Origin of the sequence: Acinetobacter gyllenbergii CIP 110306 = MTCC 11365 (genome assembly GCF_000413855.1) — a bacterium.
In the GTDB taxonomy this organism is placed as follows: Bacteria; Pseudomonadota; Gammaproteobacteria; order Pseudomonadales; family Moraxellaceae; genus Acinetobacter; species Acinetobacter gyllenbergii.
The window spans coordinates 60,333-76,415 of record NZ_ATGG01000025.1; the positions used below are offsets into that span (position 1 = coordinate 60,333).

The 16,083-nt window shown below is 43.0% G+C and carries 16 protein-coding genes and 3 tRNA genes; 7 read left to right on the forward strand and 12 right to left on the reverse strand.

All coding sequences use genetic code 11. The features are described from left to right. Positions 1–8: 8 nt before the first annotated feature. The 6 genes from rimP to tpiA all read right to left on the reverse strand — a co-directional run bounded on the left by rimP (position 9) and on the right by tpiA (position 2,294). A complete protein-coding gene (rimP, locus tag F957_RS05505) occupies positions 9–533 on the reverse strand; it encodes a ribosome maturation factor RimP (protein ID WP_005278551.1) in 525 nt (174 codons plus the stop codon). 199 nt (positions 534–732) lie between these two features. Continuing rightward, positions 733–809: transfer RNA gene (locus F957_RS05500), tRNA-Met, on the reverse strand. Between the two features lie 88 nt (positions 810–897). Continuing rightward, positions 898–974, reverse strand: a tRNA-Met gene (locus F957_RS05495). A 45-nt stretch (positions 975–1,019) separates the two neighbouring features. Continuing rightward, positions 1,020–1,104 (reverse strand) — tRNA-Leu (locus F957_RS05490). Positions 1,105–1,160: 56 nt separating this feature from the next. After that, positions 1,161–1,490, reverse strand: coding sequence for a preprotein translocase subunit SecG (secG, locus tag F957_RS05485; RefSeq protein WP_004656213.1), 330 nt, complete (start codon positions 1,488–1,490; stop codon positions 1,161–1,163). 12 nt (positions 1,491–1,502) lie between these two features. Further along, positions 1,503–2,294, reverse strand: a complete 792-nt coding sequence (tpiA, locus tag F957_RS05480; RefSeq protein WP_016660491.1) for a triose-phosphate isomerase — start codon at positions 2,292–2,294, stop codon at positions 1,503–1,505. Between the two features lie 372 nt (positions 2,295–2,666). Here tpiA and pilB point away from each other — a divergent pair, with 372 nt between their 5' ends. The 4 genes from pilB to coaE are packed head-to-tail and all read left to right on the forward strand — an operon-like array spanning position 2,667 to position 7,113. Further along, complete coding sequence (pilB, locus tag F957_RS05475) at positions 2,667–4,379, forward strand: type IV-A pilus assembly ATPase PilB (protein ID WP_016660492.1); 1,713 nt, start codon at positions 2,667–2,669, stop codon at positions 4,377–4,379. A 24-nt stretch (positions 4,380–4,403) separates the two neighbouring features. After that, the gene (locus tag F957_RS05470) at positions 4,404–5,633 is read left to right on the forward strand and encodes a type II secretion system F family protein (protein WP_016542328.1); all 1,230 of its coding nucleotides are present in this window, start codon (positions 4,404–4,406) and stop codon (positions 5,631–5,633) included. 12 nt (positions 5,634–5,645) lie between these two features. Next, complete coding sequence (locus F957_RS05465) at positions 5,646–6,506, forward strand: prepilin peptidase (RefSeq protein ID WP_016542327.1); 861 nt, start codon at positions 5,646–5,648, stop codon at positions 6,504–6,506. A gap of 1 nt (position 6,507) precedes the next feature. Further along, complete coding sequence (gene coaE, locus F957_RS05460) at positions 6,508–7,113, forward strand: dephospho-CoA kinase (RefSeq protein ID WP_016542326.1); 606 nt, start codon at positions 6,508–6,510, stop codon at positions 7,111–7,113. Here coaE and F957_RS05455 read toward each other — a convergent pair. From F957_RS05455 to ppnP, 3 genes are all read right to left on the reverse strand, one after another. Beyond that, positions 7,110–8,021 (reverse strand): DMT family transporter, encoded by a 912-nt coding sequence (locus F957_RS05455; protein WP_016542325.1) that lies wholly within the window; start codon positions 8,019–8,021, stop codon positions 7,110–7,112. The two genes, coaE and F957_RS05455, sit on opposite strands and share 4 nt — an antisense overlap. A 29-nt stretch (positions 8,022–8,050) precedes the next feature. Then, entirely contained in the window at positions 8,051–8,797 is a 747-nt protein-coding gene (gene rlmB, locus F957_RS05450) for a 23S rRNA (guanosine(2251)-2'-O)-methyltransferase RlmB (RefSeq protein WP_004656224.1), read from the reverse strand. Positions 8,798–8,993: 196 nt separating this feature from the next. Continuing rightward, positions 8,994–9,320 carry a pyrimidine/purine nucleoside phosphorylase gene (gene ppnP / locus F957_RS05445; protein ID WP_004656225.1) on the reverse strand — a complete coding sequence of 109 codons (327 nt, stop codon included), beginning with the start codon at positions 9,318–9,320 and terminating at the stop codon, positions 8,994–8,996. A gap of 543 nt (positions 9,321–9,863) precedes the next feature. Here ppnP and recN point away from each other — a divergent pair. The 3 genes from recN to ruvX all read left to right on the forward strand — a co-directional run bounded on the left by recN (position 9,864) and on the right by ruvX (position 12,627). Then, on the forward strand, positions 9,864–11,522 hold the full coding sequence (recN, locus tag F957_RS05440; protein WP_016542324.1) for a DNA repair protein RecN: 1,659 nt from the start codon (positions 9,864–9,866) through the stop codon (positions 11,520–11,522). A gap of 114 nt (positions 11,523–11,636) precedes the next feature. After that, positions 11,637–12,191 (forward strand): YqgE/AlgH family protein, encoded by a 555-nt coding sequence (locus F957_RS05435; protein WP_004656229.1) that lies wholly within the window; start codon positions 11,637–11,639, stop codon positions 12,189–12,191. Then, positions 12,184–12,627, forward strand: a complete 444-nt coding sequence (gene ruvX / locus F957_RS05430) for a Holliday junction resolvase RuvX (protein ID WP_016542323.1) — start codon at positions 12,184–12,186, stop codon at positions 12,625–12,627. The genes F957_RS05435 and ruvX overlap by 8 nt, the downstream gene beginning before the upstream one ends. A gap of 53 nt (positions 12,628–12,680) precedes the next feature. Here the strand turns inward: ruvX and F957_RS05425 are convergent, their stop codons facing one another. The 3 genes from F957_RS05425 to F957_RS05415 all read right to left on the reverse strand — a co-directional run bounded on the left by F957_RS05425 (position 12,681) and on the right by F957_RS05415 (position 16,040). Beyond that, positions 12,681–13,682, reverse strand: coding sequence for an HlyD family secretion protein (locus F957_RS05425; protein ID WP_016542322.1), 1,002 nt, complete (start codon positions 13,680–13,682; stop codon positions 12,681–12,683). 65 nt (positions 13,683–13,747) lie between these two features. Continuing rightward, positions 13,748–13,954: a DUF1656 domain-containing protein gene (locus tag F957_RS05420; protein WP_016542321.1), complete on the reverse strand. Its 207-nt coding sequence runs from the start codon at positions 13,952–13,954 to the stop codon at positions 13,748–13,750. Further along, positions 13,947–16,040, reverse strand: coding sequence for an FUSC family protein (locus tag F957_RS05415; protein ID WP_016542320.1), 2,094 nt, complete (start codon positions 16,038–16,040; stop codon positions 13,947–13,949). Before F957_RS05415 ends, F957_RS05420 begins: the two co-directional genes overlap by 8 nt. Positions 16,041–16,083: the final 43 nt, after the last annotated feature.

Genomic DNA, 16,083 nt, shown 5'->3' on the forward strand with positions numbered 1-16,083 from the left:
AGTTAATATTAGTCTTGATAGATTAAATTTGCTTTATCAATATTATTACTATCAATTTCAAGCACATGATTACCCTCAACTTCGACCTGAATCAGTTCGTTCTCTAAGTCTACAGACAGTAATTTGGCTTGGAATTTACGACGGTTCTCGACAGCAGCAATTAATCGTAAAGCCACTTGATGCCCAATGTAGGCAGGCAGTTGGTTCAATTGGAAAAATGGACGATCCCAACCCGGCGAAGACACTTCCAAAGCATATTCACCTGAAATTGGATCATGAACATCAAGCATTGCACCCACCTGTTGTGTCACAAGAACACAATCTTGAACGCCAATACCACGCCCGAGTTCAACTTCACCATCTTCATTTAAGACAGGTTCAGCATTCTCATCTATCGCTTTATCAATATAAATACGTAATAGAGAACGTTTACCTTGTGGCAGGAATTCAATCCCCCACAGATCTACACCACACGCAGCTACTGCTGGGGCGATTAGATCATGCAATGCTTGAGATTTATTTGATAATTTCATTTACTCTCGTCGCTCTTATACGAGCCAATCAATCTTAACCGTATAGTGAAGCACGACTATTTGACCAATTGATGTCGAACAACTACACGATAGCTAAACAACCAATAAAAAAGGGCGTAAATCGCCCCTATGTTACACAGAAAAGCAATGCCCACTGTGCAAAAAGGCCCACCTTATTGTGAGCCTCTTTTTAGAAACTTGGTAGCGGGAGCTGGATTTGAACCAACGACCTTCGGGTTATGAGCCCGACGAGCTACCAGACTGCTCCATCCCGCATCAACGTGCAAAAATTATATACAAATATGAAAAAAAGTCAATTTAAGCTTTCATCAAATTTGCTTGATTAAGTTGCACCTTAATCAAATGGTAGCGGGAGCTGGATTTGAACCAACGACCTTCGGGTTATGAGCCCGACGAGCTACCAGACTGCTCCATCCCGCATCAACACAAACACTGCATACACCGAACTTAACTGGTTATTAAGTTTGGTGCGGAAGGGGGGACTTGAACCCCCACGCCCGAAAGCACTACCACCTCAAGGTAGCGTGTCTACCAATTCCACCACCACCGCAGTTTGTGGGACGCATTCTAGTCCTTAAAGTACAAAAAGGAAAGAACTAATTCAACTTATTCAGTTGTTTTTGGTGCGTTTGATGAAGTTTCAGGCGATGTTGCTGGTGCAGATGTGGTTGTTTGAACAGTTTTCAAACTATATGCATCTGTCGTTTGCTTTTTGGCAAAAACAGCCAAAGTCAAACTGGTGACAAAAAACAATGCAGTAAAAATCGCAGTTAAACGAGTCAAAAAGTTACCCGCACCCGAAGCACCAAATACGGTTGCAGCACCGCCACCACCAAATGATGCGCCGGCTTCTGCACCTTTACCTTGTTGTACCAAAACCAAAGCAATAATTAAGATTGCCAAAATAATGTGTACAACGAGTATAAAACTATACATCTCAATTCCTCGTTATTTGCTTTGTGCAAATGCTTTTGCGATTTGGTAAAACGATTGCGCATTTAAAGATGCTCCACCGACCAAAGCGCCATTAATATCTGGACATGCCGCTAATTCAACTGCATTTTCAGCTTTTACGCTACCCCCATAGAGAATAGCCATATTTGCACCAAATGCTGTAATCTGTTTTAAACCTTCACGAATTTTTGCATGCATCGCTTGAGCATCAGCTGGTGAAGCCGTCTTACCTGTTCCAATTGCCCAAATCGGCTCATAGGCGATCACAATATTTTGCCATTGTTCAGCCCTGACCACGGCTGCAATATCACAAATTTGTTGTAATACCACTTGCTCTGCTGCACCCTGCTCACGCTGCTCTAAACTCTCACCTACGCAATAAATAATCTTGAGGCCAGCACTTAAAGCATTTTGTAATTTCGCTTTTAAGATTTCGACATTGTCACCGAATAACTCACGGCGCTCAGAATGTCCAATTAAAACAAACTCAATGCCACTGTCTTTCAACAATTCAGCGCTCACCTCACCCGTATAGGCACCAGTACCTGCGACACGTGAAACATCTTGAGCAACGGTGTAAATCGTTCTCGCTGCATCTTTAAATTGTGTCTGAATGCCGCTTAACGCGATTGCAGTCGGCGCAACTCCAATATGACATTGCTCTGCTGCAATATTTTCCTGTTGTAATAACTGTTTAAATTCTTCTACTAATTGGAAAGCATTCGCATGCATTGGATTCATTTTCCAATTGCCAACAACCCAAGGAGTAATGCTCGAGTTCGACATACTTCGCCCGCCTACTGTTAATTTCTCAAAAATGCTGCATATTTTACACGGATTTTTATAAAATTCAGTTTTTTCTTTTACTGAGCTATAAATGACCCAAAAATCATCATGATCCGTAAAAGTCTCTTTGCTGCCTTGATGATATGATGGTGCTTCACATTCAAATTAAAAGGTAGTTTCAACTGAATTTATTTGATTCTTTGCAGGATTTATTTCAATCAAAGAAAATTAATTGACAAAAAACTCGATCAGTTCAAAGTTTTAGCTAGGAACCAAGGCAAAAACAACACTTTCTGTAGTAGTATTTTTGCATAACAAAAGTATAATTTTTAGAATACATATTATAAACATTTATTGTCATAAGGCGGACAGATGTCAGGATTACATACGTCTCCAAAGTTTTCGGGGTTTATTCGACGGTTAGTTGAAGATGGACACATGTCCACGACAATCATGCAGACCGCAATTGATGCAGCTAAAAAGTCACAACAAGATATCGTTGCACATTTGATTGAACAGCATCGCTTATCTCCTCTGACCATTGCGGAAACCATCGCCATCGAATTCGGTGAACCACTTTTCGATCTGGCCGTATATGATACTGCTCTACTGCCTCGTGATCTGGCGGATAACAAACTCATTCAGAAACACAAAGTTGCGCCACTGCTACAACGTGGACAAATTCTATATGTTGCGACCAGTAATCCCACTAATATCGAAGCATTGGATGCGATTCGCTTCAATACTAAACTGAATATTGAACCGATTATTGTTGAACACACTAAACTTGAAAAACTGATTGAACAACAGTTTGGCGATTCTGGCAGTTTTGATTTTGGAGAAAGTGAAGACTTTGATCTCGACATTGATGTGAGTCAAGATCCAAGTAACGAAGAGGATGAAGCACCACAAGGTGATGAGTCTCCAATTGTCAAATATATTAACAAACTATTGATTGATGCGATCCGTATGGGGGCATCCGACTTGCATTTTGAACCTTACGAAAAAATGTATCGGGTGCGTTACCGTGTTGATGGTGTACTCCGTCAAATTGCCAATCCGCCTTTACAAATGGCCACTCGCCTCGCCTCGCGTTTAAAAGTCATGTCACAAATGGACATTTCTGAAAAACGAATGCCTCAGGATGGACGGATTAAACTCAAACTCTCCAAAACCAAAGCGATTGATTTCCGTGTCAACTCTCTGCCAACATTATTTGGTGAAAAGTTAGTACTGCGTATTCTCGATCCATCAAGTGCCATGTTAGGGATTGAAGCACTCGGTTACGAAGATGAGCAAAAAGCCTTATTCATGGATGCGTTGGATAAACCACAAGGCATGTTACTGATTACAGGCCCAACAGGTTCAGGTAAAACCGTGTCTCTGTATACTGGTTTAAACATCCTCAACACTGAAGATACCAACATTTCTACAGCCGAAGACCCTGTCGAAATTAACTTAGAAGGGATTAATCAGGTCAACGTCAATCCCAAAACAGGACTCACCTTCTCTGCCGCACTGAAAGCGTTCTTACGTCAAGATCCTGATGTGATTATGGTCGGGGAGATTCGTGATCTGGAGACTGCTGAAATTGCCATTAAAGCTGCACAGACAGGTCATATGGTGATGTCAACACTACATACCAACAGTGCACCTGAGACACTGACTCGTTTACGCAATATGGGCGTGCCCTCTTTCAATATCGCAACCTCCGTCAATTTGGTGATTGCACAACGTTTGGCACGTCGCCTCTGCGGTCAATGCAAAGAAGAGATTGAGATCCCTAAGCAAAGCTTGCTGGAACTCGGGTTTACCGAACAAGATTTAAATGACCCTGAATTCAAAATTTTTCAACCTGTCGGTTGTGCAGAATGCCGTGAAGGCTATAAAGGTCGTGTGGGGATTTACGAAGTCATGAAGGTTACACCAGAGATTTCCAAACTCATTATGGAAGATGGCAATGCCTTACAAATTGCAGCAGCATCAGAACAAGCAGGATTTAATAATCTACGTCGTTCGGGTTTGAAAAAAGTCATGCAGGGAATTACCTCTTTGCAAGAAGTCAACCGAGTAACAAGTGAATAAAATCAATAAAAAGGATTAATAATCATGGCAGCTAAAAAAGCGCAAATGATGCCAACTTTTGCTTATGAAGGGGTCGACCGGAAAGGGGCAAAAATTAAAGGGGAATTACCAGCACGTAATATGGCTTTGGCTAAAGTTACCCTGCGTAAACAAGGCGTAACCATCAAGAACATACGAGAAAAGCGTAAAAATATTCTTGAAGGTTTGATGAAGAAAAAAGTCACCACACTGGATATCACCATCTTCACCCGCCAATTAGCGACCATGATGAAAGCAGGCGTACCTTTGGTTCAAGGTTTTGAAATTGTGGCTGAAGGACTTGAAAACCCATCCATGCGTGAAGTGGTACTGGGCATTAAAGGCGAAGTCGAAGGGGGTAATACCTTTGCAGGCGCACTCAAAAAATATCCACAATATTTTGACAACCTATTTTGCTCTTTAGTTGAATCTGGTGAACAGTCTGGTGCACTTGAAACCATGCTTGATCGTGTTGCAATTTATAAAGAAAAGAGCGAATTATTAAAGCAAAAAATTAAAAAGGCCATGAAATACCCCATCTCAGTGATCGTAGTCGCAGTTATTGTGACGATTATTTTGATGGTGAAAGTGGTTCCTGTCTTCCAAGATCTATTTAGCTCTTTTGGTGCAGACCTACCTGCATTTACCAAGATGGTGGTCAATATGTCGAAGTGGATGCAAGAATACTGGTTTATTCTGATTATTGTAATTGGTGCGATCATCGCTGCCTTTCTCGAAGCAAAAAAACGCAGCAAAAAATTCCGTGATTTATTAGACAGGATAGTACTCAAATCACCTATTTTCGGGGATCTGGTCTACAAAGCGATTATTGCCCGTTATAGTCGTACCCTAGCCACAACCTTTGCAGCTGGTGTTCCGCTGATTGATGCTCTGGAATCAACGGCTGGAGCAACCAATAACGTTATTTATGAAGAAGCTGTGATGAAAATTCGTGAAGATGTCGCAACTGGTCAACAACTGCAATTTGCGATGCGGGTTTCAAACCGCTTCCCCTCTATGGCAATTCAGATGGTTGCGATTGGCGAGGAATCTGGTGCTTTAGATAGTATGCTGGATAAAGTCGCAACGCATTATGAAAATGAAGTGGATAATGCGGTCGATGGCTTAACCTCGATGATGGAACCTTTAATTATGGCGATTCTTGGGGTACTGGTCGGTGGTCTGGTCATTGCGATGTACTTACCAATCTTCCAAATGGGCTCAGTTGTCGGATAATCTGGTGTTTTGATGCAATCTTTTCTCTCTTATTTTATTGAAAACCCAACTGCACTTTATCTTGCAGTTGGGCTTTTTAGTTTATGTATTGGCAGCTTCCTGAATGTTGTCATTTTTCGCACACCTCGGATGATGGAACAGGAATGGCAACAAGAATGCCAAATGCTACTCCATCCTGAACAGCCGATTATTGATCAGGCTAAACTCAGCCTAAGCCAACCAGCCTCAACCTGCCCGAAATGTAATTCAAGCATTCGCTGGTATCAAAATATTCCAGTGCTCAGTTGGTTAGCTCTTCGCGGTAAATGTGGGACTTGCCAGAATCCGATCAGTATCCGTTATCCACTGATTGAATTACTCACCATGTTCTGCTCACTGGTTGTGGTTGCGGTATTCGGCCCAACCCTTCAAATGCTGTTTGGCCTGTTACTCACGTGGACACTGATTGCCTTAACCTTTATTGATTTTGATACCCAACTGCTGCCTGATCGCTTTACACTGCCTTTGGCGGCTTTAGGTTTGGGAATAAATAGCTATGCGATCTATACGACAGCTAGTGCTGCGATTTGGGGTTATTTAATCGGTTTTCTATGCTTGTGGATTGTGTATTACATTTTCAAACTGATCACAGGCAAAGAAGGGATGGGCTATGGTGACTTCAAACTCCTTGCGGCCTTAGGCGCTTGGATGGGGCCCCTCATGCTACCATTAATTGTGTTACTCTCTTCTGTAGTGGGTGCAATCATTGGTATTATTTTGATAAAAGCGCGCGGTGAAAATCAGCCTTTTGCATTTGGTCCATATATCGCCATTGCAGGCTGGATTGCCTTTTTATGGGGTGATCAAATTATGAAAGTGTATCTAGGTGGTTAATATGCGTTTTATCTTGGGAATTACAGGTGGTATTGGAAGTGGTAAATCTGCTGCGACCCAATGGTTTGAGTCCCAAGGTATTACCGTGGTCGATGCTGATGTGGTAGCGCGAGAAGTGGTTGAACCTGGCCAACCCGCGTTGAAGTCGATCCAAGAGGCTTTTGGTGACTGGGTATTATTAGCCGATGGCAACCTTGATCGCCGTGCCCTGCGTGAACATATCTTCCAATTTCCAGAAGCACGCCAACGTTTAGAAAAAATTACCCACCCTGCCATCCGTCAGTCGATTGTTCAGCAACTACAACACGCTAAAAGCCCATATGTGATCTTGGTTTCGCCCCTACTGTTTGAAACTAATCAGCATGAACTGGTTCAACATACCTTACTGGTCGATGCTGATGAGCAAACACAACTAGAACGTGCCAGCCAACGTGATGGGCAAAGCGAAGCGCAGATCCGAAAAATTATTGCAGCACAAATGTCTCGCGCTCAAAAACAGCAATTAGCCAATGATATTGTACTGAATGATGGTCTGTTAGAACATTTGCACCAGCAGCTCAAACCGCTGCATTTCAGCTACTTACAACGTGCAGAACACAGCGCTTAACCTTGTTTCTGTTTTTCTAATTGTACGCTCAAGCTGTCTTTACGTAGCCATCGCCATGGCTGCAAAGCACCAACTCCCATCCCAATCAAACCACAAACTATTGCAGCATTGAGCGGCTCATTTAATAAAGGGACTGCTACCACTGCGGCAATAAACGGTGCCAAGGTCACAATACTCCCCGTCTTAAATGCCCCCAAACGCTCAATCGCTGCCACATAGCTTAAAGTAGCCACGATCACCACCAAGATGCCATGAAAAAGCCCTTGAATCAGCAGATGGATCGGTGCAGCATCTTGAAAATGCTTGGGAATAAATAAAAGATAAATCGGTAAATAAATGATTGCAGACCAAATCACCACGCCAGCGGTTGCATGCCACGCAGATAGCTTCCACTGCTTTAACAGTACCGTGAAAATCCCCCACCATATCGCACTGATAAAAAGCAGTAGATCTCCAACACCCAATGCCGAAGCTTGCTGATGCAGCATCAAATAGCTCATCAGCATCAAAGCAGCCATCATGATCAATAGACTGAACCAAGTGTGTTTATCAAAAGGCTGCCTAAATAATAAATAGGCCGCTACAGCAGTACACAAAGGTATACAGCCATTGAGAAAAATAGCAGCGTGTGCCGCAGGTGCATGTAAAAAGGCAGTATAGACCGTCAAACAGTAAACCAGACCACCGATCAGCGCCAAAATCACAGGCCGTGGATGCCATAAGAAGGCAAAATCTTTTTTATAAATCAAGACAGGTAATAAAATCAAAGAAGCGATCGCAAAGCGCATTGCCACCAGATCCCAGACACTGACATGCCAATGTGCATTGAGACGGGAAAAAATGGTAAATCCACCCCAAATACACATGGTTATAAAGACAAAAAAATAGCCTTGCGTACGCGCCGTCATTTTAAATCACATGAACCGTGAGGATTAGATTATACACCACGCTGACGACAAGCTTCATACAATGCCATGCCTGTTGCCACGCTGACATTCAAGCTTTGTAAATCACCAGACATTGGAATATAAACGGTATGATCACATTGTGACTGGGTAATCGGTCTTAAACCCGTATCTTCTGCACCCATCACAATCACCACAGGCCCATTGAAATCACATTGATGAATCGGCAAAGCCTTCTCATCCAACATGGTTCCAATAACACGTGTATGGGTGGTGTCTTTTAAATGTGCAAGTGTTCGAGCAAGATTGGTCACCTGAATAAATTTGACTTTTTCAGCGCCACCAGCAGCCACCTTGCGTGCGGTCGGAGTTAAACTCGCAGAACGATCACGCGGTACAATCACAGCTTGAACGCCCATCGCAGCCGCAGTACGAATACATGCACCCAGATTATGCGGGTCTGTGACCTGATCAAGTGCCAACAACAATGCATCTGGCGATTGCTGCATCAATTCATCTAAATCTTTTTCATTGAGAGTCGGATGTGGGCGTACGGCAGCCACGACTCCTTGATGGAAGGGTAATCCTGCAAGCTTTTCCAAGCTGTCACGGCTGGCTTTTTGAACACTAATCCCAAACGGTTCAGCAAGCTGCAAAATTTTCTGCAAACGCTGATCATCGCGTCCTTTCAAGGTAAATAAAGTCAAAACGCGTTCAGGCTCTAACTCCAACAATGACTCCACTGAATGAACGCCATAATAATATTCAGGTTTTGCCATGAACGACCTCTTGCTGTATTCCCTCAGATATAAAGAAGGAGAATTAGGGGGATTTTAAAAAATAAAAATCCTGCAAAGGAACTTTACAGGTGAGGAGCTGTTATAGCTCCGCAAGGGAATTTAATAAAAAATCCTGCAAAATGACTTTTACAGGATTTCCATTAAATCTAGTGTACTCGATTTGGACCAGAATAAGTTAGCCTTCTAAATGGCAGACATAATCTAGGACTTCATCTGCTTCAATATGAAAGGTACTATTTCCAGGCACATAGAAAGATTGACCCGCACGGAATAATTCACTTTCAGTGCTATCTGCAATTTTGACGCGACATTCACCAGAAATAATTTCCATACGCTCTGGAACATGTGTTTCGAAAGTTAAAGGCTGTTCAGTAGGTAAAATAACCCCTAAAGTCTTTTTTGTACCATCTTCAAATTGTACTGTATGGCTAATACATGCCCCACCAAAATACACATTCGATTTCTTAATGACCGTTACATGATCAAATTGCACTGAACTCATGCGTACTCTCCAAATAATGCCGCATTTATATTAGGTTATGCTGGACGTAGTTTAATTGTGCCGTGACAACTAATCAATCCATTTTCTAGGCTAAACATAGCAATTTTCATACCTGAGCCCAGATTAACAAAGCAACGCTTTGTCTGGGCGCAAGACGAACAGCTTTGCTGTGAGTAAAGGAGCAACCCAACGCTTTGTCTGGGCGCAAGTCGAGCAGCTATGCTGTGAGTGGCGAGGAAAAGCAAAGTGAAACTTTGCCTGAGCGCAAGACCTTGCGCCATATATGGCTCATATGCTGCGAGTTACGAGGATTAACAAAGCATAAGAAGCATCGCTTCGTAAGGTTCGGGCGCAAGACCTTACCTAAGTACTACACCAACCGTTTTCTATTCACGATCAAGAAATACAAAGCGAAATGTTCTCTGAAGCTTACAAACTATCAGCAATTCCTCAGTAAATCAGGAAAATCCTGTATTCCGCTCTTGTCGTCACTTTAAAACTTCTCTATCTTTAAGCAAAAGATTCCGTGCATTGGATGCGTTTATGCTCACCCATTTAACTTTAATTAATTTTGCACTCGCTGACCATTTGGCTTTAGATATTGAACAAGGCTTCAATGTACTGACTGGTGAAACTGGCGCGGGCAAATCATTATTGTTAGATGCGCTTTCTGCCTGCTTAGGTGAACGAACCGATACCAATTATGTGCGTTATGGTGCAGATAAAGCCGATGTCACCGCCGTGTTTAGTTATCAAACCGAAAGTGCTGAAGCGCACTGGCTGACTGAACATGAACTGGATGATGATTCAGGTGAAATCCATTTAAGACGTGTGATTTTTGCAACAGGTCGCAGTAAGGCATGGATCAATGGCCGCCCAAGCAGCTTGGCCGAACTCAAAGAAATTGGCCGCTTACTGGTTCAACTGTATAGCCAACACAGTCAGCAACAATTACTCGAACCGCCTTACCCTAAGCATTGGCTGGATCGTTATCATAATTTTGCCGAACCTTCGCAAGCAGTACGCGATGCTTATAGCACATGGCAACGAAATATTCGCCAACATCAAGCCGCCCTGGATGCACAGGCGACACGCATTCAAAAAATACAACGCTTAGAGTCTCAAATAGAAGAGCTTGAAGAGGTTGTTCAAACTGATTATCGCGAAACAGAACAAGAATTTGATCGTCTCAGTCATCATGAACATATCATGCAAGACTGTAGTTATAGTCTAAATGTCTTGGATGAAGCCGAGCAAAATATCACTCAAGAAGTTGCCTCAATCATTCGTCGCTTAGAATCTCATGCAGGTCGTAGCGAACAACTCGCCAACATTTATAATTCACTGTTAAATGCGCAAAGTGAGATTGATGATGCAACTGCAAGTTTACGTCAGTTTATTGATCGTCAAAGCTTTGATCCTGAACGGATGGAACAACTGAATGCCACCCTCGAAGTGTTCCATCGTCTGGCACGTAAACATCGCACCCAACCTGAATTACTCAAGCAAGACTATGAAACTTGGCAGCAGGAATTAGAACAACTGCATCAGTTGGAGGATCCCGAAACCTTAGCTGAGCAAGTTGAAGTTTCCTATCAGTCCTTTTTACAAGCAGCACAACACTTGGATGACATCCGTCGTGCCGCCGCAATACCTTTGGCAAAACAACTAACCGAGCAAGTCAAACCACTGGCCCTCCCTGAAGCACATTTTGAGTTTAAATTTGAGCCACAGGAACCCAATGCCGAAGGACTGAGCTTTATTCAGCTATTATTTACCGCCAATAAAGGCATTCCACCGCAACCCCTGGCACGCGTTGCCTCGGGTGGTGAGTTATCCCGTATTGCGCTGGTAATGCAAGTGATGAATGCCGAGAAAACTGAATCTGAAGTTTTGGTGTTCGATGAAATTGATGTCGGCATCAGTGGTGGCACTGCTGAAGTGGTAGGCCGATTACTGGCCGATCTGGCTCAACATGTGCAACTGCTCTGTATTACCCACCAAGCCCAAGTTGCAGGACAATCAGACCAACATTTATTGGTCAAAAAACAGCAGACCGATCCTGCCAGCAGTACCATCATCGAACTGGATGAAGAACAACGCATTTTAGAATTAGCACGTATGTCTGGTGGGGTCGAAATTAGTGAAACGACTTTGCAGCATGCTCGGCAACTGCGTCAGCTTAAGTTCCAAACGGCCTAATTAAAGCGATAAAATTTCAGAAAAAGATTGGCGAAATCCGATTAACTCTTGTATGTTGATAAAAAGAACCTATCTAACTAGATCAGCACAATATATTGATGGAGAATCGCCTAGGTGACGAAACAATACTTAACTCACCGTTGTCTCATCGCTCCACCAGACATGGCAGATGACTTTTTTGCCAATACAGTCATCTATATTGCTCGCCATGACGAAGATGGTGCTCAAGGCATTATTATCAACCGACCTTCAGATTTACAAATCAAAGAATTACTCAATGATTTAGAAATTGATGCCGACAATGTCCACCCCCATGCAGTGTTGCAAGGTGGTCCATTACGTCCAGAAGCAGGCTTTGTATTGCATACAGGTCAACCGACTTGGCATTCATCCATTGCAGTCGGTGAAAATGTCTGTATCACCACCAGTAAAGATATCTTGGATGCAATTGCGCATAACGAAGGTGTCGGACGTTATCAAATCGCCTTGGGCTATGCCAGTTGGAGCAAGAACCAACTCGAAGAAGAGATTGCACGTGGTGATTGGCTGATCTGTGAATCAGATATGGATTTGATTTTTAATCTGCCTTATCACGATCGTTGGGATGCTGCTTACAAAAAGATTGGGGTTGACCGGACTTGGTTTGCTTCTGAGATTGGCCATGCCTGATATGCAAAACGCTCAATCGATTATGGCTTTTGATTTTGGCACCCAAAAAATGGGGATGGCTATCGGCCAATCCAGTATTGAAAGTAGTACGCCCCTGCCATTATTCCCGATGAAAGAAGGTATTCCAGACTGGGATAAATTATTAAAGATTGTCAAAGAATGGCAACCGAATCTATTTATTGTAGGTTTACCGCTGAATATGGATGATAGTGAATCTGAGCTCTCTGCTCGGGCAAGAAAATTCGCCCGTCGTTTACGTCATCAAACCAATATTGAAACCTGGATGGTGGATGAACGTTTGACTACACGTGAAGCCAGAGAAGAACTCGAGTCTTATCAAAGCAAAGGACAGGCAAAACGCTTATCGGCAGATAGCTTTGCAGCAGGATTATTAATTCAGAGTTGGTATCGTGATCCTGCAGGGATTACACCTTAACTCAATCTCATGACAATTTTTCAGTATTGCGGCATCCGTGCCGCCTAGTAGCATCATTTTTCAATAATTCTTACGGTAGCCGTACGTCCAGAAACAAAGGCCAATGGATTTTGCGGTTGCTCATCCAGTACAATTTTCACAGGCACACGTTGCGCCAAACGCACCCAACTAAAGGTTGGATTCACATTGGCCAATAGATTCGAGCTCCCAGAACGCTCACGATCTTCAATCCCCGTTGCGATACCTTGTACATGGCCTCGAATGCGCTGTTTATCTCCCATCAACTGGACAGTTGCTGCATCACCGACATGAATACGGTTCAGTTTAGTTTCTTCAAAATAACCCACCACATAGAGCTGATGACGGTCTAATAAAGCAGCAACCGCTTGCCCCACCTTCACATAATTACCAACCCGCAAATCAAAATTCGATAAAGTTCCATCCGCAGGTGCAACCACTTCAGAACGATTCAAATTTAACTCAGCCAAATGCAGATTACTGGTCGCTACATCAATTAAAGCTTGCTGTTGTTGAATGGCGGCATTGGCTTGCTCAATACTGGCGGTGAGCTGCTCACGCTCAGCAACAGCTTGATCACGGGTCGCAAAGACTTGATCTTGCTCTTGCTTAGAAATTGCACCATCCATCAGACTGGCATAACGCGCTGCATTTTTCTCAGCCAACTTCATATTGGCTTCAGTTTTCACCAAACTCGCTTTTGAACCTGCCAAATTGGCATGCGCTTGTGCCAAACCAGCTTTGGCTTTAGCAAGATCAGATTTGGCTTGCTCAACATCCAAGGCTTGACGCGCGACATCAATCTTGAACAACACCTGCCCTTTCTTCACAGTTTGGTTGTCTTGCACCAAAACCTCTGTCACCAAACCATTAACATCGGAAGCAACTTGAATCACATCGCCTCGGATGCGTCCATCGCGTGTCCATGGTGCAGCATTGTAGTAATTCCATAAATGCACAATGGTATAAACGGCAATCAAAACCGCAACCAGCAATACCATAGGACGTATGACTTTTCGCACATCAAATGCATTCATGTTTATGACCTCGACCACATTTCTTTACATTATTAAATTTCAGCATCAGCATCTTGCCCTAGACCTCAGCCCCATAGCCAAACAAAGAGGCAATGCACCAGCAACATCAGTCCCAAGTAAAAACACAGGTTAAAAATGCTGGGTAGCGCAATCCAGCCTTTGATGACTAAGCGATCAATCAAGGGACTGAGCAACTTAAACAGCACATAGGCAATAATGGCTTGTACCAAAAGGATTGGGATATAAATCCCATACAGATTCATTTCACCCATGAGATACCCCTAAACCAGATCTATTTGCATCTATCTCTTGTATAGAGACATGCCCAATGCTTTCACAAATATTATTCAGTGAAATGCACAACCGCTGCCGTAACTGCACATCTTCAATCTGTTGGGAGATGTCTTGCAAAGCTTTAATTTGTTGCACAATTTGTGTTGGAAAATGATGAATGGACAGTTGCTTTTCCTGCGCCTGAAAATAGGCTGCAAGCTGTTGCTGTAACTGTCCCAATTCATGTTGTAGTTGCTGTAATTGCGGTAATTTCTGACTAATTTCCTGTAAACGAACCAAATCAACAATTGAACTACTTTCAACCAATGCATTTTGAATCGCTGTTTTCACTTCAGGGTTCTGCACCATCTTGGTATTTAACACCCCGACACGGTCCAACATACTACGTAAATGAATTTTAAAATCACTGCCATAAGACAAATGTAAGGCTTGGCGCATCGCCTGATAATGCAAAGCGAGGATTCGGGTTGCACTGGTATCAGGTGAAACTGCACGTACCAAATCAATCACAATCAATGACACCAATACGCCCAAGACCATCGCAAAAGAACTGTCCAGATAAGAAACTGCATCCATGGTATATTTGTTATGCAGATTTAAACCCATCATAGTATTAATCCCCAATACCATCCCCACTGGCATCAACATTTGATTGGCCATCATGGTGACTGCAACCAGAAAGACAGGAAATAACACCAAGGCCAATTGCCAGAAATGCGTCACATGCGGAAAGATCCCGAAAGCATAGATAAAGACTAGACCTGCCGAGACAATACTGCCCCAGATAAAAATACGTAATACAGGTACTGGATTATCCAAAGCCGTTAAGATACAGGCGGTAATTGCGCCCATTTGCGCCATCATAAAGCCAGCTTTCCAGCCTGAAAGAATCCAAGCCGCGGTCACAATAAAGGTAATTAACACCGCACTGATTCCACCACGAACAGCGATACCATGATCCCGATGCAAACTCGGATATTTAGTGGTGATTGCGGTAATTTCAGTTGGAATCTCTTTATTGCCTTGCTGAATTTGCTGCCAAATCAATTTCACCGCCAACATATTGGCAATAAAATGACGAACATCCATCTTCAAAGCACCCAATACAATTTGTTGTTCGGCTGTGGCTTGCCCAATCAGCTCAGCAAAATCTTCTTCAAATCTTAGAGGCAAGCTTTGCAAATCGCTGGGTTGAACAATGCGCTCTTGCTTTAAAAAAGCCAAGGTATCTTGACGAATGCGATTTAAATGCGGCCGAAGATTACTTAGTTGCATTTGTTCCAATTGTTTCACCCGTTGCGATAAGGCCACCAGATTGGCCACCACCAATGACACCTGATGCAGCATTTCCTGCAAGGTTTTGGTCATGCCCTTGAGCTCGCCTTTCTCATAAGCCAAATGCACTGCCAAGGCATGAATATCTGCCGTATCACGGGTAATCACAGACAAAATCTGAGTATAGTTTTCAGGACTATCTTGAACGGTAATCAACTTTTCAAAGGTACTTTCCAGATCATTCAAGGTTTTATTAACCCGTTGTTTGATCATTGCCCCAACATGCACAGGAAAGAAGGTTGCAGAAACCACAGCAGTTGAAATTACACCCACAGAAATCTCAAGCACACGGGCCAAAGCAATATCAAAAATATTATAGGTATCGATATAGGTAATGGCGTTGTAAACGATCATCGCAGTGGAATAACCCGCCAACATAAAGACATAACTCCTTGCCGTACGATCTAGCAATGAGACATATAAAGCAAAACCTACCCATAAAGATAAAATAATGGTAAATAACCACGGTGTATTAATAAAATGAGGGGTCAGCAACAAAGCAATGATTGCTCCTGCGACTGTTCCCACCAAGCGATAGACACATTTTGAAGACACCATACCCGAATAAGGGCTGGCAATAATCAATACGGTACCAATCGACCACATCGGATTAATCAAATCCAATTCAAACGAAATAAACAGTGCCAGCATACCTGCTACAAATGTTTTGCACGCAAAGATCAGGTCAAGTCGACTCGGTCTAAAAGCCAACAACTGTTTAAATAGCATGAGTAGGTCTCAGTTCAGCATCAGTTTAATCACGCATGCCATC

Coding starts and splice junctions, on each gene's coding strand:
- rimP (WP_005278551.1), bottom strand. CDS start 533: ATGAAATTATCAAATAAATCTCAAGCATTGCATGATCTAATCGCCCCA.
- secG (WP_004656213.1), bottom strand. CDS start 1,490: ATGTATAGTTTTATACTCGTTGTACACATTATTTTGGCAATCTTAATT.
- tpiA (WP_016660491.1), bottom strand. CDS start 2,294: ATGTCGAACTCGAGCATTACTCCTTGGGTTGTTGGCAATTGGAAAATG.
- pilB (WP_016660492.1), top strand. CDS start 2,667: ATGTCAGGATTACATACGTCTCCAAAGTTTTCGGGGTTTATTCGACGG.
- F957_RS05470 (WP_016542328.1), top strand. CDS start 4,404: ATGGCAGCTAAAAAAGCGCAAATGATGCCAACTTTTGCTTATGAAGGG.
- F957_RS05465 (WP_016542327.1), top strand. CDS start 5,646: ATGCAATCTTTTCTCTCTTATTTTATTGAAAACCCAACTGCACTTTAT.
- coaE (WP_016542326.1), top strand. CDS start 6,508: ATGCGTTTTATCTTGGGAATTACAGGTGGTATTGGAAGTGGTAAATCT.
- F957_RS05455 (WP_016542325.1), bottom strand. CDS start 8,021: ATGACGGCGCGTACGCAAGGCTATTTTTTTGTCTTTATAACCATGTGT.
- rlmB (WP_004656224.1), bottom strand. CDS start 8,797: ATGGCAAAACCTGAATATTATTATGGCGTTCATTCAGTGGAGTCATTG.
- ppnP (WP_004656225.1), bottom strand. CDS start 9,320: ATGAGTTCAGTGCAATTTGATCATGTAACGGTCATTAAGAAATCGAAT.
- recN (WP_016542324.1), top strand. CDS start 9,864: ATGCTCACCCATTTAACTTTAATTAATTTTGCACTCGCTGACCATTTG.
- ruvX (WP_016542323.1), top strand. CDS start 12,184: ATGCCTGATATGCAAAACGCTCAATCGATTATGGCTTTTGATTTTGGC.
- F957_RS05425 (WP_016542322.1), bottom strand. CDS start 13,682: ATGAATGCATTTGATGTGCGAAAAGTCATACGTCCTATGGTATTGCTG.
- F957_RS05420 (WP_016542321.1), bottom strand. CDS start 13,954: ATGGGTGAAATGAATCTGTATGGGATTTATATCCCAATCCTTTTGGTA.
- F957_RS05415 (WP_016542320.1), bottom strand. CDS start 16,040: ATGCTATTTAAACAGTTGTTGGCTTTTAGACCGAGTCGACTTGACCTG.